This is a genomic window from Streptomyces sp. NPDC058812, from assembly GCF_042744565.1.
GTDB classification, from domain to species: domain Bacteria; phylum Actinomycetota; class Actinomycetes; order Streptomycetales; family Streptomycetaceae; genus Streptomyces; species Streptomyces thinghirensis.
The window spans coordinates 25,488-47,300 of record NZ_JBHYOB010000013.1 but is presented as its reverse complement, the minus strand read 5'-3'; the positions used below and the strand labels follow the sequence as shown (position 1 = coordinate 47,300).

Genomic DNA, 21,813 nt, shown 5'->3' with positions numbered 1-21,813 from the left:
GCCTCAGCTCTTTACAGCCAATGTACATCGATGTAAAAACTAGCCACCGCATCAGCGTCCGGCCGTCGAAAGGTCCGCGATGAGTTCCCGTTTGCCTGCCCAGGGGGTGCCGGCCGCCTCCGACCCGGTACGCCGCCTCAGCCGCCGTCGGCTCCTGCGCCACACCATGGCCGGAACGGGAGCCCTGCTCGCCGCCGGCCCGCTCTCCGGCTGCGCCTCACCGGCCTCCGCCTCGGGCGCGTCCGCGCTGAGCGTCTGGGACCTGTTCCAGGGCGGCGACGGCATGCTGATGGACGACATGATCCAGGCCGTCTCCAAGGGGGCCGAGGGCTTCGAGGTCGACCGCACGATCCTGGACTGGGGCCCGTCCTACTACACCAAACTCGCCATGTCCGCCGCCGGCGGCCGGGCCTCGGACGTGGCCGCCATGCACCTGTCCCGGCTGGCGGGCTACGCGCCCGGCGGCCTGGTGGACGCCTTCGACCTGGATCTGCTGGCCGAGTTCGGCGTCACGCGGAACGACTTCACACCGGCCGTCTGGGCGCGTACGCAGCACGACGGAACGGTCTACGCGATCCCGCTCGACGTCCACCCGTTCATCGTCTTCTACGACAAGGAGGCCGCGGACACCGCCGGTCTCCTGGACTCCTCGGGGGAGCTGGCTCCGATGGGCTCGCCCGAGGCGCTGCTGGACGCGGGCAAGGCCCTGGCCGAGGCCACCGGGGAGTCGGGCATCCTCTTCGGCCACGTCACCGACACGGCACAGAACTGGCGGCTGTTCGCCGGCCTCTACGCGCAGACCGGTGCCGAGTTCGCCCTGCCGGACGGGGGACCCCCGGAGATCGACATCGACGCCGCCGTACGCGTCGTGACGTTCATGAAGCAGCTCTTCGACGGCCGGACCAACCCCAACAACCTGGACTACTACGGCTCGGTGGCCGCCTTCACGGGCGGCCGCGGCGGCATGGCCATGCTCGGGGAGTGGGAGCTGCCGACGCTGAAGCAGTCCGGCATACCCCTGGGAGCCGCCCCCTTCCCCCAGGTCTTCGACAGGCCGGCCGTCTACACCGACAGTCACAGCTTCGTCCTCCCGCACCAGGAGGACCCCGACCCGGCGCGGCGACGCGAGGCCCACCGGTATGTCGCGGAGATCCTCAAGCAGAGCCTCACCTGGGCGAGCGCCGGCCACATCCCCGCCTATCAGCCCGTGCTAGCGGAACCGGAGTACGCGGCCCTCGACCCGCAGTCCTCCTACGCGGACGCCGCGAAGGTGGCGGTGCTCGACCCGCCCAACTGGTTCGTCGGCGCCGGTTCGAACTTCCAGAACCGGATGTGTCAGCCGCTCCAGTCGGCACTGCTGGGCAACACGTCCGCCGAGAAGGCGGTGCGTCAGATGGTCCGCGAAGCGGACGCGCTGCTGCGGCAGCCCAACCCGGTGGCCTGACCAGCAGAAGGAGTGACCGACGTGACCACCACCGCACCTCTCGGCGCCGAGGCGCAGACCGATCCGCCCGCTGTGCGCACCGGCGGCCGCGGCCGAGCCGTCCTGCGCCGCATGCGCACCACCCCGAGCACCGGGTTCGTCTTCGTCCTGCCGTTCCTGCTCGTCTTCGGCCTCTTCATGGTGTGGCCCATCGTGCAAGGGCTGTGGATGAGCTTCACCGACACCTCGCTCGCTGTGCGCGACACGAGCTTCGTCGGCTTCGACAACTACGCCGAGGCGTTCGGTGACCCGGACGTCTGGAGCAGCCTCGGCAACACGGTCTTCTTCACCGTCATCTCCAGCGTGCCGCTGGTGCTCGTCGCGCTGGCGATGGCACTGCTGGTGCACAGCGGGCTCGCCGGGCAGTGGGCGTGGCGACTGGCGTTCTTCGCCCCCTACCTGCTGCCCGTGACCGTGGTGACCCTCATCTGGACCTGGCTCTACCAGCCCGAGCTGGGCCTCGGCAACCAGCTCCTCACCACACTCGGCTTCGACTCCGTCGGCTGGCTGTCCGACGAGTCCGTCGCCATGTGGTCCGTGGCCGCCCTCACCGTCTGGTGGACGGTCGGCTTCAACTTCCTGCTCTACCTCGCCGCGCTCCAGTCCCTGCCCTCGACCTTCGACGAGGCGGCGGCACTCGACGGCGCCGGGGCGTGGCGGCGCCTGTGGTCGATCACCCTGCCGCAACTGCGCAGGACCACCGCACTGGTGGCCATGCTCCAGATCCTCGCGTCGCTCAAGGTTTTCGACCAGATCTACATCCTCACCAAGGGCGGCCCGGGCGGCTCCACCCGCCCCGTCCTCGAGTACGTCTACGACGTCGGCTTCACCGGCTACCGGCTCGGCTACGCCTCCGCCATCTCCTACCTCTTCTTCGCGCTCGTCATCGTCGTCTCGCTCGTGCAGCTCCGCCTCTTCCGCCAGGAGGACTGACCGTGTCCGCAACCGCCACCACCGTCCGCACACGGCGCCGTCCACCTCGTGAAGCGTCCGGCTCCCCACTGCTCCTCGGCCACGGCCGGCTGCCCCGCGTCCTGGCCAGGACGGCGCTGGCCGTCCTGGCGGTCGTCTGGCTGGTGCCGTTCCTGTGGGCGATCGTCACCTCGGTGCAGAGCGAGAAGGACGTCGCCGCCCCCGGCCTCTCGCCGTTCAAGGGCGCCTTCACCATCGACGCCTACCAGCAGATCCTGGAACGCGGGAACGTCACCGTCTGGGCGTTCAACAGCTTCCTGATCGCCGCACTCGTCACGCTGATCACGGTGGTGGTCTCCACCCTCGCGGCGTACGGCTTCTCGCGCGGCACGTTCCGTGGCCGCCGGGCGCTGCTCGCCGTCACCGTCGCCGCCATCATGATCCCGCCGCAACTGCTCGTCGTGCCGCTGTTCGAGCAGATGCTGCTCTTCGACCTGGTCGACACCTACGCGGCGGTCATCCTGCCCCAGGTCGTCGCACCGATGATGGTGTTCATCCTCAAGCGGTTCTTCGACGGCATCCCCAAAGAGCTGGAGGAGGCGGCCCGGATCGACGGTGCCTCCGAGTTCCGGGTCTTCCGGTCGATCGTGCTGCCGCTCTCGCGGCCGATCGTGGCCGCGGTGGCGATCTTCGTCTTCATCGGGGCGTGGAACAACTTCATGTGGCCGTTCATCGTCACCAACGACCCGGACCTGATGACCCTCCCGGTGGGCCTGGCCACCGTGAAGGACGCCTACGGCATCCAGTACGCGCAGTCCATGGCCTCCGCCCTGCTGGCGGCCCTGCCGCTGATCGCGGTCTTCCTCCTCTTCCAGCGCCGCATCGTCAACTCCGTCGCCACCACCGGCCTCGGCGGTTCCTGACCCTCGTTCCGACCCGCTGTACACACGGGCCCGGCACTCCCACGCCGGCCCACCGATCGACTGGAGCATGTGTGCCCACTCACTCCGCACCGCGCCCGGAGTACCCGCGACCGCAGTTCGTGCGCCGCGACTGGCTCAACCTGAACGGCGCCTGGCAGTTCGAGACCGACCGAGGCGACAGCGGACTCGAACGAGGCCTCCTCGACCGCGAGCTGCACGGCGAGATCCTCGTCCCCTTCCCGCCCGAGTCCGAGCTGTCCGGCATCGGGGACACCGACTTCCTGGAGGCCGTCTGGTACCGGCGCGCCCTCACCCTGCCGGCGGCCTGGGCCGGGCGCCGCGTACTGCTGCACTTCGGCGCCGTCGACTACGACACCACCGTGTGGGCGGACGGCAAGGAGGTCGCCCGGCACCGCGGCGGCTTCACCCCCTTCACCGCCGACCTCGGCGACATCGCCGGGGCGGGCGACGAGGTCGTCGTCACCGTCCGGGCCCGCGACCCGAGGTCCGGACCGCAGGCGCGCGGCAAGCAGGCCGTGCAGTACGCCAACCACGACTGCAACTACACCCGGGTGACCGGCATCTGGCAGACCGTCTGGCTGGAGCCCGTCCCCGACCTCCACCTGCGCCGCCCCCGGATCACTCCGGACCTGGCAGGCTCGGCCTTCCACCTCGAACTGCCCCTGTCCGGCAACCGGCCCGGCCACCGGGTACGCGCCGTCCTCGGCGACGCCGACGGCGAGGTGAGCCGCGCCGAGGCACGCGCCGACCTGGACCTCGCCCCGCGCCTCCACCTGCCGGTGCCGGAGGACCGGCGACGGGAGTGGAGCCCCGACGATCCGCACCTGTACGACCTGCGCCTCGAACTCCTCGACGCCACCGGACAGGTCGTCGACAGCGCGGAGAGCTACGCCGGGCTGCGCGCCGTGGGCCTGCGCGGCAAGGCCGTCACCCTCAACGGACGCCCGCTCTTCCAGCGCCTCGTCCTCGACCAGGGCTGGTACCCGGACGGGTTGATGACCGCCCCCACCGACGAGGCGCTGGTGCGGGACATCGAGCTGGCCATGGCGGCCGGCTTCAACGGCGCCCGGCTGCACCAGAAGGTCTTCGAGGAGCGCTTCCTGTACCACGCCGACCGCCTGGGCTACCTGGTCTGGGGCGAGTTCGGTGACTGGGGCTGCGAGACCGGCGGCTCCTCCGGCGACAACCAGCAGCCCGACGCCTCCTACGTCGGCCAGTGGCTGGAGGCCCTCGAACGCGACTACTCGCACCCCTCCATCATCGGCTGGTGCCCGCTCAACGAGACGTACCAGAAGCTGCACGACCGCATCACCCAGCTCGACGCCGTCACCCGGGCGATGTTCCTGGCCACCAAGGCCATGGACACCACCCGACCGGTCATCGACGCCTCCGGCTACGCCCACCGGGTCGCCGAGACCGACATCTACGACTCCCACAACTACGAGCAGGACCCGGCGGCCTTCCGCCAGCTCATGTCGGGCCTCGCCAAGGACGCCCCCTTCGTCAACGCCTACGACAACGGCGCCCCCTACTCGCAGCCCTACCGCGGTCAGCCGTACTTCGTCAGCGAGTTCGGCGGCATCTGGTGGGACCCGGAGGCGGCCGCCGACCGCTCCGGCGAGGACCGCACCGTGTCCTGGGGCTACGGGGAACGGGTCCGCAACGAGGACGAGTTCCACGAACGGTTCAGCGGCCTGACCGAGGTACTGCTGGGGAACCGTGACATGTTCGGCTACTGCTACACCCAGTTGACCGACGTCTTCCAGGAGCAGAACGGCGTCTACCGGTTCGACCGCGGCCTGAAACTCGACGTCGGACGCATCCGTGCCGCGCAACTGCGCCCGGCCGCGATCGAGGAGATCGAGGAGCGGGACCCGGCATAGCGGGACCCCGGGCCGGAGGCGGCGGACCGCCACCTCCGGCCCAGGTGCGCGCGGGATCAGAAGGGACGGTCGCCCTCGATGGCGACGCGTTCGGCGACGCGGCGGTCGGAGCCGTAGTCGCCCACGGCGTAGTGCTGCGTGGCGCGGTTGTCCCAGAAGGCGACGTCGCCGGGCTGCCAGCGGAAGCGCACCTGGTACTCGGGAACGTGCGCCTGCTGGAAGAGGAAGCGCAGCAGCCGGTCGCTCTCGTCCCGGTCCATGCCGGTGATGTGGGTGGTGAAGGAGGTGTTGACGAACAGCATGCGCCGCCCGGTCTCGGGGTGGGTACGCACGACGGGGTGCTCCACGGGCGGGAAGAGGTCCTGGTGGGGGATCAGCCGCTCGGGACCGTAGAACCTCGCGAAGCCGGGGATGAAGTCGTGCACGGCGCGGGCACCGTCGATGCGGTCCTTCACCTCCTGCGGCAGGTTGTCGTAGGCAGCCGCCATGTCCGCCCACATGGTGTCCCCGCCGAACGGCGGCACCTCGCGCAGCTGGAGGACGGCGCCGAGCGCCGGCCGCTCGCGGAACGTGACGTCGGTGTGCCAGACGTTCTCGTACGTCGGGGTGGTCCCGTCGGCCTTGTCGAAGCGGACGACGTCCTCGCTGGACCCGGCGGCGAGCAGGGGGTTGGTCTCCAACTCGCCCCAGTGGCCGGCGAAGTGGCGCTGCCGGTCGGAGGTGAGGTGCTGGGCGCGGAAGAACAGCACCTTCCACTCCAGAAGGGCGCGGTTCAACTCCTCGCGCAGTGCGGAACCGAGCGGGCGCGAGAGGTCGACGCCTCTGATCTCGGCGCCGATCGTGCGCGCCTGCGGAACGACCTCGAAGAGTTCGTAGGGCCGTTCCTCCCACCCCGCGGGCAGTCGGCGCAGCACACGCCGGCCCTCGTACATCCCGTCCTGTGGAATGCGTGCTTCTCGCAGGCCGGTGATCGGGCCGGCAGCAGTGACTGTCATGGGAGTCCTCCCCTTGTGTGGCGGTACGGGTGGGCCGGGCCATGGCGGTACGACGTCCTCGCCGGACGGCCCGGGAAATGAAGGTGTTCGAAATAAAGGTGTTCCGGACTGTTCGCCGGAAGGAACACCGATCGGCTCACGACGCGGTACGCGTCGGGCCCTCGGTTCGAAGACGGCCGTTATCGGCCGGAGCGCTCACAGCCGGTCCGCTCGGGCACGCGGGGACACTCCGCCGTGGTGCCGAACCGGTATGTGGTCATAGCACCGATTGTGTGATCTCCTCGCGCCCGTGTCAACCCGTGTCAATGGGGCCGGGCGGGCTGCGGGGCGAAGGGCAGCATGGCATCGCCCTCCGGCTGGACGACGCCGTAACTGCTCTCGGGCACCTTGTTCCAGACGCCGGGCAGATCGCCCAGGGGTTCCGAGACGATCAGGCGGGTCTCGTCGGACGCCTCCCGGAGGAACGGGAGGTCGGGCTGGAGGGCACGCAGGCTCTCCACACGTGAGCTGTAGTAGAGCGACCGTGACTCCCCCTGGCTGGAGTAGCGGAAGGCCCACAGCCGTAGCCCGTCGGTCACGGCGACCGTCATCTGCAGCGGGTACTCCACGTCGTGCCGGTGTCCGATCTCCTCCACCAGTCCCGCCATCCGTGCCACGGCCGTCGGAGGATCGTCCTCCAGGCCGAACGTGAGGGCCAGGAAGAACATCATCTCCGAGTCCGTCGAACCCTCGATGTGCGTGAAGAGCCGCGGATCGACGGCCAGGGCGAGGTCGCGCCGGACGCGGTGGAACTCGGCGATCGCGCCGTTGTGCATCCACATCCAGCGGCCGTGGCGGAACGGGTGGCAGTTGGTCTGCTGCACCGCACTGCCCGTCGAGGCCCGGATGTGCGCGAAGAACAGGGGTGAGCGGACGTGGCTCGCGATCTCCCGCAGATTGCGGTTGCTCCACGCCGGACCGATCTCCCGGACGATCGCGGGCGTCGTCATCTCCGGTCCGAACCAGCCGACGCCGAACCCGTCCCCGTTCGTCGTCTCCACGCCCATCCGGGCGTGCAGGCTCTGGTCGATCAGTGAGTGCTGCGGCTGGTAGAGGATGGTCTCCAGCAGCACGGGCGTTCCCGAGTAGGCAAGCCATCGGCACATCGTCTGCCGCCTCCCTGGTCCTGGGCGCGTGCCGCGCGGGGCGCCGGCCCTCAGTCGACCGGCCAGGTGTGGACCGGGGCGTTGAGATGCATGTAGTCCATGTACTGCTGGGTCATCCGGCGCAGCGCCTCGTGGCGGCCCGGATGGACGGAGGCGTCGATGTGGTGGAACATCTCCTTCTGCCAGACCGCGCCATTGCGCCCGGTGACGCACCGCTGCTCGATGATGCCGAGCAGCGGCTCCCGCCAGGCCGCGTCCATGCCGGAGAGCTCCAGTCCCCGGTGCGCCAGCGGCAGCAGCCGCCGCAGGACGAGTTCGGGCACGGTCACCTCGCCCACGCCGGGCCAGTACAGCCGTGCCTCGATGCCGTGCCGGGCCGCGGTGTGCAGGTTGTCCTCGGCGACCGAGAAGGACATCCGCGACCACACCGGCCGCTCCTCCTCCACCAGGGCGCGGGTGAGCCCGTAGTAGAAGGCGCCGTTGGCGAGGGTGTCGGCGACGGTCGGGCCGGCGGGCAGCACGCGGTTCTCCACCCGGACATGCGGTTTGTCGTGGGCGACGGCGTAGACGGGCCGGTTCCACCGGTAGATGGTGCCGTTGTGGAGGGTGAGCTCGCCCAGGTCCGGAATGTCACCCCGGTCCAGCGTCTCCACCGGGTTCTGCTCGTCGCACAGGGGCAGCAGCGCCGGGAAATAGCGCAGGTTCTCCTCGAAGAGGTCGAAGACGCTGTTGATCCACCGCTCCCCGAACCACACCCGGGGCCGCACGCCCTGGGCCTTGATCTCCTGCGGCCGGGTGTCGGTGGCCTGCTCGAAGAGGGGGATACGGCTCTCGTGCCAGAGTTCCTTGCCGAGCAGGAAGGGCGAGTTGGCGGCGAGGGCCACCTGGACCCCGGCGATCGCCTGGGCCGCGTTCCAGTAGTCGGCGAACTCGTCCGGGGACACCTGGAGGTGGAACTGCGTGCTGGTGCAGGCCGCCTCCGGCATGATCGTGTCCGCGTAGGTCCGCAGCCGGTCGACGCCGTCCACCTCGATGTGCAGGTCCTCGCCCCGGGCGGCGAACACCTGGTCGTTGAGCAGCCGGTAGCGCGGGTTCTCCGACAGGGCCGCCTCGCCCACGTCCGCCTCGCGCAGTGTGGGCAGGGTGCCGACCATGATCAGATGCGTGCCGATCGACTTGGCGCGGTCCTCCGCGTGGTTCAGTGCGGCGCGGATCTCGGTCTCCCAGGAGTCGGGGCCGCCCGCCGTCAGGGCGCGGGGCGGGATGTTGATCTCCAGGTTGAACCGGCCCAGCTCGGTGGCCCAGGCGGGGTCCGCGATCGCTTCGAGCGCGTCGCTGTTGCACATCGCCGGCTCGGCCTCGTCGTCGACCAGGTTCAGCTCGATCTCCAGCCCCACCTGGGGCCGCTCGGTCTCGAACCGTGACTCGCGCAGCATCTGCGCGAAGGCCTCGAGGCACTCCTGCATCTTGCTCCGGTACCGGCGGCGGTCCTCGCGGGTGAAGACCAGCGCCGGGACGTCCCGTCCCATCGGCCCTCCCGGGTTGCCTCGCTCGGATGCCTCTCCACCCCAGCGTCGCACCACCTGGCGCCCCTCACCAGACGGGACGGGACGGGGCCCACCGCACCGTGTGCGATGAGCCCCGTCGATTTCAGGCTGTCGTGCGGCCGAGCACCCTCAGAGCTTGCCGGACGCCCGCACCGTGATCTCCGCGGAGGTGCGGCCGGCCGGGGAGGAGCCGTAGCCCTCGACCTTGTCGACCACGTCCGTGCCCTCGACGACCTTGCCGAAGACGACGTGCTTGCCGTCCAGCCAGGGGGTGGGGACGGTGGTGACGAAGAACTGCGAGCCGTTGGTGTTCGGACCCGCGTTCGCCATGGAGAGCAGGTAGGGCTCGGTGTGCTTCAGCTGGAAGTTCTCGTCCGCGAACTTCTCGCCGTAGATGCTCTTGCCGCCGGTGCCGTCGCCCCGGGTGAAGTCACCGCCCTGGAGCATGAACTGCGGGATCACGCGGTGGAACGGAGAACCCGTGTAGCCGAAGCCGTGCTCGCCGGTGGCCAGCTCGAGGAAGTTCTTGGCGGTCTTGGGGGTGACGTCCTCGAAGAGCTCGAAGACGATGCGGCCCGCATCCTGGCCGTCGATGTCGATGTCGAAGTAAACCTTGGAATTGCTCATCGCACCATTGTGACGTGCGAGCCCCCGTGATGTCGCACCGGCCGTCCTTTCAGCGTGTGGCGAGCAGTCCGAGCGTGTCGATCACCCGGTTCGAGAAGCCCCATTCGTTGTCGTACCAGGCGACCACCTTGACGTGGCGGCCGTCGACTCGGGTCAGGGCCGAGTCGAAGATCGACGAGGCCGGGTTGCCCGTGATGTCCGAGGAGACCAGCGGGTCGTCCGAGTACTCCAGCACGCCCGCGAGGGGCCCCTCGGCGGCGGCGCGGTAGGCCGCCAGTACGTCGTCCCGCGTCACGTCGCGGGCGACGGTCGTGTTCAGTTCGACGATCGAACCCACCGGTACCGGCACCCGGATCGAGTCGCCCGACAGCTTGCCGTCGAGGTTCGGCAGCACGAGGCCGATCGCCTTGGCGGCGCCCGTCGTGGTCGGCACGATGTTGACCCCGGCGGCGCGGGCGCGGCGGGGGTCGCGGTGCGGACCGTCCTGGAGGTTCTGCTCCTGCGTGTAGGCGTGCACCGTCGTCATGAAGCCGTGTTCGATACCGGCCAGCTCGTCGAGGACCGCGGCCAGCGGCGCGAGCGCGTTGGTCGTGCAGGACGCGTTCGAGACGATCGTGTGCGCGGCCGGGTCGTACGCGCCGGTGTTCACGCCGTACGCGAGGGTGACGTCGGCGCCGTCCGACGGCGCGCTGACCAGGACCTTCCGCGCGCCCGCGGTGAGGTGGGCGCGGGCGGCGCCGGCCGAGGTGAAGCGGCCGGTGGCCTCCAGCACGAGCTCGACGCCGAGCTCGGCCCAGGGCAGCCGCGCCGGCTCGCGCTCGGCGAGCACCTTGATGCGGTGGCCGTCGACGACGAGGGTGTCGCCGTCGACGGTCACCGGGCGGCCGAGCCGGCCTGCCGTCGAGTCGTAGGCCAGCAGCCGTGCGAGGGTCGCGGGCTCCGTGAGGTCGTTCACAGCGACGACCTCGAGCTTGCTGTCGCGTTCGAGCAGGGCGCGCAGTACGTTGCGTCCGATGCGGCCGAAACCGTTGATGCCGATGCGAGTCATGAGTGGTGCCCCTTCGGTTCGCCATGCGGTGCGCCACCAGACTCCCGCGCGGCGTCCGCCGACGGCAGCGGCGTGAGTGCCATGGTTCGCAAGGATCGCGCCAAGCTCGGGAGGCGGCGGTGGCGGCGCTAGTCGCCCTGGGCGAAGGTGCGCCGGTACTCGCTCGGTGTGGTGCCGAGGATGCGCTGGAAGTGCAGCCGCAGATTCGCGCCGGTGCCGAGGCCGACGTCGGCGGCGATCTGCTCGACGCTGCGCTCCGAGCGTTCGAGCAGCTCACGGGACATGTCGATACGGGCGCGCATGACCCACTGCATCGGCGTGTACCCCGTGTCGTCGACGAAGCGGCGTGAGAACGTGCGCGCCGACACCGCCGCATGCCGGGCCAGGGCCTCCAGAGTCAGTGGTTCGCCGAGCCGGCGCAGCGCCCACTCGCGGGTGGCGGCGAACCGCTCGCCCAGCGGCTCCGGCACGCTGCGCGGCACGTACTGGGCCTGGCCGCCGCTGCGGTAGGGGGCGGCGACGAGGCGCCGGGCGGCGTGGTTCGACGCGGCCACCCCGAGGTCGCCGCGCAGGATGTGCAGGCACAGGTCGATGCCCGAGGCGGCGCCGGCGGACGTCAGTACGCTGCCCTCGTCCACGAACAGCACGTTCTCGTCGACCCGCACGAGAGGGTGCTTCGCCGCGAGCGCCCGCGTGTAGTGCCAGTGCGTCGTGGCGCGCCTGCCGTCGAGCAGGCCCGTGGCGGCGAGCGCGAAGGCGCCCGTGGAGATGGCGGCGAGCCGCGCGCCCCGTTCATGGGCCGCCGTCAGCGCGTCGACGACGGTCCGCGGCGGATCGTCGAGGTCCGGGGACCGGTAACCGGGCAGGAAGACCACGTCGGCCCACGCCAGCGCGTCGAGGCCGTGGGCGACGTGGTACGACAGGCCGTCACCGCCGGTCACGAGGCCGGGCGCCGCGCCGCACACCCGCACCTCGTACGGCATGCTCGCGCGCGTCGTGAACACCTGCGCCGGAATGCCTACGTCGAGAGGCTTCGCACCCTCGAGCACAAGGACGGCGACACGACGCAGGCGGGAGGACGGCACGGAGCCAGCGTACGTGGGGAGTGGGGGTCAGCTCAGGCCCAGCGCGCTCATGGTGTGCTCGGCCATGCGCCGCTCCCCGAGGGCGTTGGGGTGTACGGGGACCAGGCTGTGCCCGAAGAGCAGCGGTTCGATCCACCGGGTTCCGGGGGCCTGGCAGGCGTCGTGGCCCTCGGACACCCGGGAGAAGTCCACATACGTGGCACCGGTCTCCTCGGCGGCCCGCTCGACGGCGGCGTTGAGGCGCGTCTGGATGTCCCGCAGGTAGGGCACGTCACCGGCGGCGACCGGCAGCTTCGCGAAGCAGGACGGGTCGGCGGTGGCCGGTGTGATCCACGGGTAACCCAGGGCCGCGACCCGGGCGCCCGGAGCCTTGGCGCGGACGGTGCGCAGCGCGGCCTTGAGCGCGGGGTAGGTGTTGGTCTCGATCTGGTCCACGAAGGACGTTCCGTGTCTGTCCTTGCAGGGGCTGCCCTTCCCGCCGCTGAGGACGCCGGCGGAGCCGCAGGCTGTGATGGCGTTGATGAACGTGTTGTTGTCGTTGCCGCCGATGGTCAGCGTGACCAGGTCCGTGCCGGCGCTGAGCGCGTCCACCTGGGGAGCGACGCCCGGGTACTGCGCCTGTGTGAAGTGGGCGGTCTGGGCGGCGCCGCAGGTGACGTCCTTGAGGCGGGCGCCCGTGGTGGCGGCGATGACGTGGGGGTAGTTCGCCGTGGAGCGCAGGCAGAGCAGGTTGGTGAGATCGACGGGCAGGACGCCCGAGCCGGCGCTGTAGCTGTCGCCGAGGGCGACGTAGTCCAGGGAGGGGGTGGCGTGCGCGGTGGCGTCGGTGAGGCCGAGAGCCAGTGTGCCGACGAGGGCGGCTGACGCAGTCATGACACGACGCAGGGCATGCTTCGGCATGTGGTCTCTCTTCTCGGGGCGTGGGCACGGGAGTTGTGCGAGCGCCCGACCGCTGGTTACCGGTCGGTTCTACTTTTAAGTAATGTGCATGCGCCCTGACTTTGAGTCAACGTTGTTGACGGGACTTCTTGTAGCGTGCCTGTGGGAGTCGATCGATCTTCGATCGATTCCGATCGAAGATCGATACATGCATCGTGGCGTCCAGGTCGCGCTCGTCGCCGTGTGGATGCTTTCCCCTACGGCGGCATGCACGTCCTCGGCGCGCTGGCCGCGGCCGCGAGCGCGGGGGCCGGAGCCGGGCCGCGTGTACCGGGCGGAGACGGGCTGCCGCAGAAAAGGCGTTGCCCACCGTCGGAACGTGTGGTGAGGATGTGCCGACAAGGCAAGATCACCACCGCCGAAGACTTGTTTCCGCCCCCCGGGGCCCTTGGAGGAACGCCGTGCCCGACCCCGCGCCCCAGGTGCGCCAGGCGACCCGCGACGACGTACCCGCCGCCGTACGGACGCTGGCCCGCGCCTTCGCGGACTACCCCTTCACCCGGCACGTGGTGGCGGCCGACGATCACCAGGAGCGGGTGCGCCGCTTCCAGGAACTGTTCCTGGCGCGGATCGCGATGGCCTACGGACGTGCCTGGGTCACCGACGACTGCCGTGCCGTCGCCGCCTGGACGACCCCGGAGCGGGACCCGGGGCCCGCCTTCGCGGAGGTCGGCCCCCAGGTGGCCGAGCTGGCGGGCGACCGGGCGGTGGCCCTGGAGTCCGCCGAGCGCGCGCTGGCGCCGCACCGCCCGAGTGGCCCGGTGTGGTTCCTCGCCACGGTGGGCGTGGACCCGCGGGCCCAGGGCGCCGGTCTGGGCACCGCCGTGCTCCGGCCCGGCCTGGAGGCGGCCGAGCGCGCGGGCTTCCCCGCCTTCCTGGAGACCTCGGAGGCGGGGAACGTACGGTTCTACGAACGCCTCGGCTTCGAAGTGACGGCGGAGGTGAGCCTTCCGCACGATGGGCCGCTGACCTGGTGCATGCTCCGAGAGCCCGGCCGCTGAGCGAGCCGAGGCGTCAACTCCCGCCGTGGGGTCCGCGCCGCCTTCCTGGGAGTGTTCCGGCCACCGGTTTCTAGTACCGCACCCTCGTCACCCCCGGCGATGCCTACGGGCCGGCGCTGTCCGCGTGGTCCGTCCAGGCCCTGGCCGAGGAGTCGGCACGCCAGGGCCGCGCGCCGCTGGACATCAAGTCGTCCTACGCCGACTCCCCGTTCTGCGGCTACGGCGAACGGCATCTGGAGCCGGTGCGGCCGAACCCGTCGGAGGCTCTGACGGACTGGCCGGCGGAGGCCGCCCCGCTGGAGGTCGGCTGACCGGCGCCGATGGGAACCCGGGCTGTTCTAGAGTGACTTCCGCCAGTGCAGAAGACCGCGGACCTGTGAGGTACTCACCAGCCATGACGACCGAAACGTTTGAGTTCCAGGTAGAGGCGCGTCAGCTCTTGCAGCTGATGATTCACTCCGTCTACTCGAACAAGGATGTCTTCCTGCGCGAGCTCGTCTCCAACGCCTCCGACGCGCTGGACAAGCTGCGCCTGGCCGCCCTGCGGGACGACACTCCCGACGTCGATGTGACCGACCTCCACATCGAGCTGGACGTCGACAAGGAGGCCCGCACCCTCACCGTGCGGGACAACGGCATCGGGATGTCGTACGAAGAGGTCACGCACCTCATCGGCACCATCGCCAACTCGGGCACGGCCAAGTTCCTCGAGGAGTTGCGCGAGGCCAAGGACGCCGCCGGGGCCGACGGGCTCATCGGCCAGTTCGGCGTCGGCTTCTACTCGGGCTTCATGGTGGCGGACGAGGTCACCCTGGTGACCCGGCGCGCCGGTGAGACCGAGGGCACTCGCTGGACGTCGCGCGGCGAGGGCACCTACACCCTGGAGACGGTCGCCGAGGCGCCGCAGGGGACCTCCGTCACCCTCCACCTCAAGCCCGCGGACGCCGAGAACCAGCTCCACGACTACACCTCCGAGTGGAAGATCAAGGAGATCGTCAAGCGGTACTCGGACTTCATCACGTGGCCGATCCGCCTGCTGCCGGAGCCGGCCGAGGACGGCGCCGAGGCGCGCGAGGCCGAGACGCTCAACTCGATGAAGGCACTGTGGGCCCGCCCGCGCGACGAGGTGTCCGACGACGAGTACCACGAGCTGTACAAGCACATCGGCCACGACTGGCGCGAACCGCTGGAGACGATCCGGCTGCAGGCCGAGGGCACCTTCGAGTACCAGGCGCTGCTCTTCGTGCCCTCGCACGCCCCGCACGACCTGTTCACCCAGGGCTACCAGCGCGGCGTACAGCTCTATGTGAAGCGCGTGTTCATCATGGACGACTGCGAGGAACTGCTCCAGCCGTACCTCCGCTTCGTCAAGGGCGTCGTCGACGCGCAGGACCTCTCGCTCAACGTCTCCCGCGAGATCCTCCAGCAGGACCGCCACATCCGCATGATCCAGCGCCGCCTGACCAAGAAGGTCCTGGCCACGGTCAAGGACCTGATGACGTCCGCGCCGGACCGCTACGCCACCTTCTGGCGGGAGTTCGGCGCCGTCCTGAAGGAAGGCCTGGTGACCGACTCCGACAACCGGGACGCGATCCTCGCCGCCTGCTCGTTCGCGAGCACGCACGACGCCGACGAGCCGACCACGCTGAAGAGTTACGTGGAGCGGATGAAGGACGGACAGGACGACATCTACTTCATGACGGGCGAGTCCCGGCAGGCCATCGAGGACTCCCCGCACATGGAGGCGTTCCGGGCCAAGGGTGTCGAGGTGCTGCTGCTGACCGACGCCGTGGACGAGGTCTGGGTCGACGCGGTGGGCGAGTACGAGGGCAAGCCGCTGCGCTCGGTGGCCAAGGGCGAGATCGACCTCGGTGGCACGGAGGACGACAAGAGCGACGCCGAGAAGGACGCGCAGAGCGAGGAGTACGCCGGGCTGCTCGGCTGGATGACGGAGCACCTGGGCGAGGACGTCAAGGAGGTCCGCCTCTCCTCCCGCCTCACGGTCTCCCCGGCCTGTGTCGTCTCCGACGCGAACGAGCTCACGCCCGCGCTGGAGAACATGTACCGGGCCATGGGCCAGGAGGTTCCCCACGCCAAGCGGATCCTCGAACTCAACCCGGAGCACCAGCTGGTGAAGGCCCTGAACCGGGCGCACACGGAACAGCGGGACCGGACGGAACTGACCGAGACCGCCGAACTGCTGCACGCCCTGGCGGTACTCGGTGAGGGAGGCCGGCCGAAGGAGCCGGCCCGCTTCGTGAAGCTGGTGGCGGACCGCCTGGAGCGCACGCTCTAGCCACGCCGTTCGGTGTGAGACCCCGAGGCGGTCCCCCGCTTCGGGGCCTCACGTCTGCCCCACGGGGTGACTCGCGGGGCACGGAGGGCCGCGCAGCCCGGGCGCTTCGGCCTGTCTGCCGTCCACTTCGCCATCCGCATGGCGAGACGGCCTGGCACCCGGAGCGCCCCGCTCCGTATATTCGCGCGCATGTCTGCCTCGGCTCCGCTGCTGTGCCTCGCGCTCTTCGCGAACTCGGCGTGGTGCGTCGACGACGGCCTCTGTCGCCGCTGAGCCCCGTACCGGCCGCGTGAACCGCGCCGCCGGTACGCCAGTGCCGTCGCCCGCCGTCCCCGTGCACCACACCGGAGTTCGTCCGTGACCACCGCACCCCCAGCCGGGACGGTCCCGGCCGCGCCGCAGCACGCGCCCGCCTCTCTGTTCGCCCCCTCTCCCACCTCCTCGGCACGGCCCGAGGCGCCGCCCCTGCCTCCGGTGCGACGGACGCCACTCGCGATGTCCGGGCTGCTCGCCGCGGCCCTGACCGCGTACGTGTGGTCCGCGCACGGAGCCAGGCCGGGCGTACTGCTGCTGCTCGGTCTCGGTCTGGGCGTCGCCCTCTTCCACTCCCGGTTCGGCTTCACCTCCGCGTGGCGGCAGCTGGTCGCCGTCGGCAACGGCGTCGGGCTGCGGGCGCACACCCTGCTGCTCGGCACCACGGCCACGCTCTTCGCGCTGCTCATCGGCACGGGCACCGGACTCTTCGGCTCCCAGCCGGCCCCGTCGGCCGGGTCCATCGGGGTCGGCCTGTTCGCCGGCTCGGCGCTCTTCGCGATCGGCATGCAACTCGGCGGCGCCTGCGCCTCGGGCACCCTCTTCGCCGTCGGCTCGGGACAGGGGTCGGTGGTGCTGACCCTCGGCGGCTTCATCGCGGGCGCCACGCTCGCCGCCTGGCAGTTCGACCTGTGGAGGGACCTGCCGGCCTGGGAGCCCGTCGTCCTGTCCGACCACGTCGGCTGGTTCGGCTCCTGGGCCGTGACCATCGCCGCGCTGCTGCTGGTGGTGCTGGTCACGCGGCGCGTCCAGGCGCGCCGCAACCCGCCGCCCCTCGGGGCGGTGCCCTCGGCGCGCGGTGCGGTGGTCCGCGCCGTCCGCGGCTCCTGGCCGCTCGCCTCCGGTGCCCTCGCTCTGGCCGTGCTCGGAGCGGGTGTGCTGTGGGTCTCCGGCGGTGCCTGGGGCGTCACGAGCGCCTTCAGCCTGTGGGGCTCCGAACTCGTGGGCGCGCTCGGCGGGCACCCGGAGAACTGGACGTGGTGGCAGCGGCCCGGCAACGCCGAGATGCTGGCGGGCCCGGTGCTCGCCGACAAGACCAGCCTCACCGACATCGGCACCATGATCGGCGCCGCGGTCGCCGCGTCGGTCGGTGGCACCTGGGCCCTGCACCGGGGCGTCCCCTGGCGCACGGCGCTCGCGGCGGTGCTCGGCGGCGTGCTGATGGGCATCGGCGCCCGCCTGGCCGGCGGCTGCAACATCGGCGCCTATCTGGCGGGCATCGCCTCGGGCAGCCTCAGCGGCTGGCTGTGGGGCGCCTTCGCACTGGCCGGCACGTGGGTGGGACTCAAGCTGCGTCCCCTGTTCGGCCTGGGCAACCCCAAGTCGGGCGACGGCGTCTGCTGAACGGGGATTCCCGTGCGGCACAGGGGTCAGGCCTGTGCCGCACGTCTGTCGTTTGGATCTTGCCGGCGTCGCGGGGCGTGGCACGCGCGTCTGCGGCGTTGTCGTCGGTTGCCAGGTCTCCGCTGGGCTCCGCCCTGCCGCCCTCCTCCGCCTTGCGGCTGCACGCACCACGCCCCGCTCGGGTGGACTGAAAGGCGCGGTCTCCCTCAGCCGACCTGATCCAAACGACAGGCCCTAGGGATCGCGCCGGTCCGTGGTGGTGACGCGGGCGATGGCCTCCGCGGTGAGGGCCCGTCCGTGGGGCTCACGGGCCAGTGCACGGTGCAGTGTCAGGCCCTCGATGAGGGCGTCGAGCTGGCGGGCCGTGCCCGGGTCGAAGTGCTTCTCCAGGTGGACGCGACTGCGGCGCATCCACTCGTGGGTGAGTTCCCGGTAGGCCGGCTGCCGCGCGGCGAGGGTGTACAGCTCCTGGGTGAGCACCAGGTCCCGCTGGCTCCCCTCGGACAGTTCGTGTACGAGGTCGGCAACCGCGGCCCGGGCCTGGTCGCGGTCGGCCGCCGCGCCGAGGTGGGCGTCGAACACGGCGACGATGTGGTCGGTGAAGCGGCCGAACGCCTCCCGCAGCAGCTCCTCGATGCCGCTGAAGTGGTACGTCATCGAACCCAGGGGGACCCCGGCGCGCGTGGCGATCTTCCGGTGGGAGACGCGCGCGATGCCCTCCTCGGCGATCAGGTCGAGCGTGGCGGCGATGATGCGTTCACGCCGCTGCGGATCCGTGTGTCCGGTTGCCATGGGAAGAGGCCTACACCTTCCGCACCGGCCGGGCGGGGTTGCCGACGGCCACGACGCCCGCGGGCACGTCCTTCGTGACGACCGCTCCGGCGCCGATGACGGCGTCGTCGCCGATGGTCACGCCGGGCAGGACGACGGCGCCCCCGCCCAGCCAGACGTTGTCGCCGATGGTGATGGGCCGGGCGGCCTCCAGCTTGTCCCGCCGGGGCCCGGCCTCCAGGGGATGTGTGGGGGTGAGCAACTGGACGCCCGGCCCGATCTGGCAGTCCTCGCCGATGGTGATCGCCGCGACGTCCAGCGCGGTCAGGTTGTAGTTGACGAAGGTGCGCGCGCCGATCGTGATGTTGCCGCCGTAGTCGACGTACAGCGGTGGCCGCACGTGGGCCTCGGCGCCCACGGAGCCGAGCAGTTCCGCGAGGATCGGCCGCGCGGCTTCGGCGTCCTCCACGTACGCGGCCTGGTAGCGGGCGGCAAGCCGCACGGCCTGCTGCTGCCTGCGGGCGATCTCGGGGTCGTCGGCGATGTAGAGGTCGCCCGCCTCCATGCGTTCGAGGTTCGTGCGGAGGTCGTGCGCGAAGTGGTCCGTCGGCATGCGCACGATCGTACCCTGGAGCGTACGAACGTACATTCACCGTCGCCGGGGCTGGAGCACTCCGGCCAGCAGGAGCACGAGGAGCCCGGCGAACGGCACTACCAGCAGCCCCACCCGCAGGCTCGACGCATCGGCGACCAGCCCCACGATCGGCGGGGAGAGCAGGAACCCCAGCCGCATGAGCCAGGAGACGATGGTCAGCCCGGAACCGGGCTTCAGGCCGGGCAGCTCGTCCGCCTCGTGCATCGCGGCCGGAACCAGGGTCGCCACTCCGAACCCGGCCGCGGCGAATCCGAGGATCGTCCCGGATACCGTCGGCACGGCCAGCGCCAGGCCCATGCCGGCCGCGGCGACGAGAGCGCCGGAGCGGGCCACCGCGCGCTGGCCGAACCGGTCCACGAGCCGGTCGCCGATCAGCCGGCCGACGAACTGCGCCCCGACCAGGGCGACATAGCCGGAGGCGGCCAGCGCCACCGACGCGTGCAGCGAGTCGGAGAGGTAGAGCGTGGCCCAGGAACTGCCCGCGTCTTCGACGAGCGTGCCGGCCGTGGCGATGAGGACGAGCGCGGCGAGTACGTAGGTCGTACGCGGCCCCGGTGCCGTGCGCCGCGTCTGCCGCGGCGCACGGCCGTCGGCGTCGGGTTCCCCGTCCGGTTCGGTCTCGGGGCCGGGCAGGCAGAACCGCAGGGCGACGCACGCCGCGACCGCGAACACCACGGCGGAGAACAGCAGATGGCCGCCCCGCGAGACGTCGAGCGCCATCGCGGCGGCGGCCATGGACCCGCCGGTGACCGCGCCGATCGACCAGATCGCGTGGAAGGAGTTGATGATGGAGCGTCCGTAACGGCGCTGTACCCGCAGACCGTGGGCGTTCTGCGCGACATCGGTGAACGCGTCCGCCGCCCCGGCCAGGAACAGGGCGCCGGCGAACAGCACCACCGTGTCCGCCAGACCGGCGGCGAGGATCCCCACCCCGGTCAGCAGCGTGCCGCCGACCGCCACCCGCGCCGAGCCGAACCGGCGGACGAGTATCCCGGCCGCGAGTCCGGCCGCGATGGCGCCGGCCGGGAACGCGGCCACGGCCAGCCCGTAGGCGGCGTTGCCGATACCGAGGTCGGCCTTGATCTGCGGATACCTCGGCAGGAGGTTGGCGAACAGGGCCCCGTTGGTGAAGAACAGCACGGCGACGGCCACGCGAGCCCGCCGTTCGGCCAGGGCGGGCCGACGCAGTACGTCAACAGTCATGCGCGGAGCCTACAACCGAAAGTGTACGAACGTACACTCCCGAAATTCGGTGTCCCGCGTGCCATGTTGCGGCGATCATGGGGCCGAGTGACCGCACGCCGACCCCGAGGAGCCGTCCGACATGTCCGTGCCCGCAGACCACACGGTGCTCCACCCGATGCCCGGGCAGCCGAGGGTGGTGCTCCTCAAGCCGCTGGTGACCTCCCCGCTGATCGAGGTGGGGGAGTACTCCTACTACGACGACCCGGACGACGCGACGGCGTTCGAGACGCGTAACGTGCTCTACCACTACGGGCCGGAGAGGCTCGTCATCGGCAGGTTCTGCGCGCTGGGGACGGGCACGCGGTTCATCATGAACGGCGCCAACCATCGCATGGACGGCCCCTCGACCTTCCCGTTCCCCACCATGGGCGGTTCCTGGTCCGAGCACTTCGACCTGCTCACCGGCCTGCCGAACCGGGGCGACACGGTCGTGGGGAACGACGTCTGGTTCGGCCACGGCGCGACGGTCCTGCCCGGCGTACGGATCGGACACGGGGCGATCATCGGCGCGGGCTCCGTGGTCACCCAGGACGTGCCCGACTACGGGATCGTCGGTGGCAACCCCGCCCGGCTCATCCGCACCCGCTACGACGACGAGGACGTCGCCCGGCTGCTCGCGCTGGCCTGGTGGGACTGGCCGGCGGACCTCATCACCGAGCATGTGCGGACGATCATGTCGGGCACCGTCGCCGACCTCGAAGCGGCCGCCCCACCTCGTTAAACTGGCGCCCGCCGTAACGCACAGCGCACTGAGGAGACCGGATGCCGGCACACGACCCGTCCGTCTCCGACGACGCGGCCGGGGCGAAGGGGCCGTCCTCGGCGCCGGTCCGGCAGGTGCTGTCCGACAGCGTCTACGAGGACATCAAGGCCATGGTCATGGACCATGAGATCGCTCCCGGTGCCCGCGTGGGCATCGAGGCCCTGGCCCGCACGCTCAACGTCTCACCGACCCCCGTGCGCGAGGCCCTGGCGCGGCTGGAGTCCGACGGTCTCGTCGTCAAGCGCTCCCTGTCCGGATACCGGGCCACCGAGTTGCTGACCCGGCAGGGAGTGGAGGAACTCTTCGAGATGCGGCTGCTGCTGGAACCGCGAGCCGCCGCCCTGGCCGCCCGCCACGCCGACGAGTCCCAGCTCGACGCCGTCGAGGCCATCCTGGAGGACATGCAGGCCCACCCCGGTCCCGCCGGACCGTACGCGGCCTACCGGGACTTCGCCGTCCTGGACCAGCGTTTCCACGACGCGATCGCCGAGGCCGCCCGCCGGCCCCTGCTCGCGGACGCGGTGGAGCGGCTCCACTCCCATCTGCACATCTTCCGCCTCAGCAGCCTCCGGAGCGAGGGCGCCCCGACCCTCGCGGAGCACGAGCGCGTGGTCCGCGCGATCCTGCGCCGCAGGCCCGAACGCGCGGCCGAGGCGATGGCGGACCACCTCGCCCGCAGCCTGGAACGCCGGCTCGGCCGGCTCGGATCCGGCTGACAACGCACCGGTTCCCGTTGCCCCGACGCGATCGGCGGCCTGCCCGGGTGCCGAGGGCGAATGCGGGCTCGGGCACGGCTTCCGTGGTGGTGCGTGCGGACG

Annotated in this window: 20 protein-coding genes; 10 read left to right on the top strand and 10 right to left on the bottom strand. The window is 70.9% G+C overall.

Translation table 11 applies throughout. The annotated features are described in order from the left end of the window. Positions 1–79 precede the first annotated feature (79 nt). The 4 genes from ACFW48_RS25230 to ACFW48_RS25215 all read left to right on the top strand — a co-directional run bounded on the left by ACFW48_RS25230 (position 80) and on the right by ACFW48_RS25215 (position 5,222). On the top strand, positions 80–1,444 hold the full coding sequence (locus tag ACFW48_RS25230) for an extracellular solute-binding protein (RefSeq protein WP_386318104.1): 1,365 nt from the start codon (positions 80–82) through the stop codon (positions 1,442–1,444). Between the two features lie 21 nt (positions 1,445–1,465). Then, complete coding sequence (locus ACFW48_RS25225) at positions 1,466–2,416, top strand: carbohydrate ABC transporter permease (protein WP_386318102.1); 951 nt, start codon at positions 1,466–1,468, stop codon at positions 2,414–2,416. 2 nt (positions 2,417–2,418) lie between these two features. Continuing rightward, the gene (locus tag ACFW48_RS25220) at positions 2,419–3,318 is read left to right on the top strand and encodes a carbohydrate ABC transporter permease (RefSeq protein WP_386318101.1); all 900 of its coding nucleotides are present in this window, start codon (positions 2,419–2,421) and stop codon (positions 3,316–3,318) included. 71 nt (positions 3,319–3,389) lie between these two features. After that, complete coding sequence (locus tag ACFW48_RS25215) at positions 3,390–5,222, top strand: glycoside hydrolase family 2 protein (protein ID WP_386318099.1); 1,833 nt, start codon at positions 3,390–3,392, stop codon at positions 5,220–5,222. A 56-nt stretch (positions 5,223–5,278) separates the two neighbouring features. Here the strand turns inward: ACFW48_RS25215 and ACFW48_RS25210 are convergent, their stop codons facing one another. From ACFW48_RS25210 to ACFW48_RS25180, 7 genes are all read right to left on the bottom strand, one after another. Continuing rightward, positions 5,279–6,217 (bottom strand): TauD/TfdA dioxygenase family protein, encoded by a 939-nt coding sequence (locus tag ACFW48_RS25210; protein WP_386318097.1) that lies wholly within the window; start codon positions 6,215–6,217, stop codon positions 5,279–5,281. A gap of 302 nt (positions 6,218–6,519) precedes the next feature. After that, positions 6,520–7,362, bottom strand: coding sequence for a class II glutamine amidotransferase (locus tag ACFW48_RS25205; RefSeq protein ID WP_386318095.1), 843 nt, complete (start codon positions 7,360–7,362; stop codon positions 6,520–6,522). A 50-nt stretch (positions 7,363–7,412) separates the two neighbouring features. Further along, complete coding sequence (locus ACFW48_RS25200) at positions 7,413–8,891, bottom strand: glutamate-cysteine ligase family protein (RefSeq protein ID WP_386318093.1); 1,479 nt, start codon at positions 8,889–8,891, stop codon at positions 7,413–7,415. Positions 8,892–9,038: 147 nt separating this feature from the next. Continuing rightward, on the bottom strand, positions 9,039–9,536 hold the full coding sequence (locus ACFW48_RS25195; protein WP_386318091.1) for a peptidylprolyl isomerase: 498 nt from the start codon (positions 9,534–9,536) through the stop codon (positions 9,039–9,041). A gap of 49 nt (positions 9,537–9,585) precedes the next feature. Beyond that, positions 9,586–10,584 (bottom strand): type I glyceraldehyde-3-phosphate dehydrogenase, encoded by a 999-nt coding sequence (gene gap, locus ACFW48_RS25190; protein WP_386318089.1) that lies wholly within the window; start codon positions 10,582–10,584, stop codon positions 9,586–9,588. Between the two features lie 128 nt (positions 10,585–10,712). Beyond that, positions 10,713–11,669 (bottom strand): GlxA family transcriptional regulator, encoded by a 957-nt coding sequence (locus ACFW48_RS25185; protein ID WP_386318087.1) that lies wholly within the window; start codon positions 11,667–11,669, stop codon positions 10,713–10,715. Positions 11,670–11,696: 27 nt separating this feature from the next. Further along, complete coding sequence (locus tag ACFW48_RS25180) at positions 11,697–12,569, bottom strand: SGNH/GDSL hydrolase family protein (RefSeq protein WP_386318085.1); 873 nt, start codon at positions 12,567–12,569, stop codon at positions 11,697–11,699. A 440-nt stretch (positions 12,570–13,009) separates the two neighbouring features. On the opposite strand from ACFW48_RS25180, the gene ACFW48_RS25175 reads away from it, so the two are divergent. The 4 genes from ACFW48_RS25175 to ACFW48_RS25160 all read left to right on the top strand — a co-directional run bounded on the left by ACFW48_RS25175 (position 13,010) and on the right by ACFW48_RS25160 (position 17,561). Further along, entirely contained in the window at positions 13,010–13,609 is a 600-nt protein-coding gene (locus ACFW48_RS25175; RefSeq protein ID WP_386318083.1) for a GNAT family N-acetyltransferase, read from the top strand. 116 nt (positions 13,610–13,725) lie between these two features. Continuing rightward, positions 13,726–13,920 carry a hypothetical protein gene (locus tag ACFW48_RS25170; protein ID WP_386318388.1) on the top strand — a complete coding sequence of 65 codons (195 nt, stop codon included), beginning with the start codon at positions 13,726–13,728 and terminating at the stop codon, positions 13,918–13,920. An 83-nt stretch (positions 13,921–14,003) separates the two neighbouring features. Then, positions 14,004–15,905: a molecular chaperone HtpG gene (gene htpG / locus ACFW48_RS25165; RefSeq protein WP_386318081.1), complete on the top strand. Its 1,902-nt coding sequence runs from the start codon at positions 14,004–14,006 to the stop codon at positions 15,903–15,905. Between the two features lie 357 nt (positions 15,906–16,262). After that, positions 16,263–17,561, top strand: coding sequence for a YeeE/YedE family protein (locus tag ACFW48_RS25160; RefSeq protein ID WP_386318080.1), 1,299 nt, complete (start codon positions 16,263–16,265; stop codon positions 17,559–17,561). A 234-nt stretch (positions 17,562–17,795) separates the two neighbouring features. Here the strand turns inward: ACFW48_RS25160 and ACFW48_RS25155 are convergent, their stop codons facing one another. Genes ACFW48_RS25155 through ACFW48_RS25145 form a run of 3 tightly spaced genes read right to left on the bottom strand, consistent with a single transcriptional unit; the run spans position 17,796 to position 20,190 of the window. Beyond that, positions 17,796–18,353 (bottom strand): TetR/AcrR family transcriptional regulator, encoded by a 558-nt coding sequence (locus ACFW48_RS25155; protein WP_386318079.1) that lies wholly within the window; start codon positions 18,351–18,353, stop codon positions 17,796–17,798. Between the two features lie 10 nt (positions 18,354–18,363). Further along, on the bottom strand, positions 18,364–18,945 hold the full coding sequence (locus ACFW48_RS25150) for a sugar O-acetyltransferase (protein WP_386318077.1): 582 nt from the start codon (positions 18,943–18,945) through the stop codon (positions 18,364–18,366). A gap of 36 nt (positions 18,946–18,981) precedes the next feature. Beyond that, entirely contained in the window at positions 18,982–20,190 is a 1,209-nt protein-coding gene (locus ACFW48_RS25145; protein WP_386318075.1) for an MFS transporter, read from the bottom strand. A 121-nt stretch (positions 20,191–20,311) separates the two neighbouring features. Here ACFW48_RS25145 and ACFW48_RS25140 point away from each other — a divergent pair, with 121 nt between their 5' ends. After that, positions 20,312–20,953, top strand: a complete 642-nt coding sequence (locus ACFW48_RS25140; protein ID WP_386318074.1) for a CatB-related O-acetyltransferase — start codon at positions 20,312–20,314, stop codon at positions 20,951–20,953. 41 nt (positions 20,954–20,994) lie between these two features. Continuing rightward, positions 20,995–21,711: a GntR family transcriptional regulator gene (locus ACFW48_RS25135; RefSeq protein WP_386318073.1), complete on the top strand. Its 717-nt coding sequence runs from the start codon at positions 20,995–20,997 to the stop codon at positions 21,709–21,711. The last annotated feature ends 102 nt before the right edge of the window (positions 21,712–21,813 follow it).

Excerpts from the sequence above, each read along its gene's own strand:
- ACFW48_RS25230 (WP_386318104.1), top strand. The coding sequence starts at position 80 with ATGAGTTCCCGTTTGCCTGCCCAGGGGGTGCCGGCCGCCTCCGACCCG.
- ACFW48_RS25210 (WP_386318097.1), bottom strand. The coding sequence starts at position 6,217 with ATGACAGTCACTGCTGCCGGCCCGATCACCGGCCTGCGAGAAGCACGC.
- ACFW48_RS25205 (WP_386318095.1), bottom strand. The coding sequence starts at position 7,362 with ATGTGCCGATGGCTTGCCTACTCGGGAACGCCCGTGCTGCTGGAGACC.
- ACFW48_RS25200 (WP_386318093.1), bottom strand. The coding sequence starts at position 8,891 with ATGGGACGGGACGTCCCGGCGCTGGTCTTCACCCGCGAGGACCGCCGC.
- ACFW48_RS25195 (WP_386318091.1), bottom strand. The coding sequence starts at position 9,536 with ATGAGCAATTCCAAGGTTTACTTCGACATCGACATCGACGGCCAGGAT.
- gap (WP_386318089.1), bottom strand. The coding sequence starts at position 10,584 with ATGACTCGCATCGGCATCAACGGTTTCGGCCGCATCGGACGCAACGTA.
- ACFW48_RS25180 (WP_386318085.1), bottom strand. The coding sequence starts at position 12,569 with ATGCCGAAGCATGCCCTGCGTCGTGTCATGACTGCGTCAGCCGCCCTC.
- htpG (WP_386318081.1), top strand. The coding sequence starts at position 14,004 with ATGACGACCGAAACGTTTGAGTTCCAGGTAGAGGCGCGTCAGCTCTTG.
- ACFW48_RS25155 (WP_386318079.1), bottom strand. The coding sequence starts at position 18,353 with ATGGCAACCGGACACACGGATCCGCAGCGGCGTGAACGCATCATCGCC.
- ACFW48_RS25150 (WP_386318077.1), bottom strand. The coding sequence starts at position 18,945 with ATGCCGACGGACCACTTCGCGCACGACCTCCGCACGAACCTCGAACGC.
- ACFW48_RS25145 (WP_386318075.1), bottom strand. The coding sequence starts at position 20,190 with ATGACTGTTGACGTACTGCGTCGGCCCGCCCTGGCCGAACGGCGGGCT.
- ACFW48_RS25140 (WP_386318074.1), top strand. The coding sequence starts at position 20,312 with ATGTCCGTGCCCGCAGACCACACGGTGCTCCACCCGATGCCCGGGCAG.
- ACFW48_RS25135 (WP_386318073.1), top strand. The coding sequence starts at position 20,995 with ATGCCGGCACACGACCCGTCCGTCTCCGACGACGCGGCCGGGGCGAAG.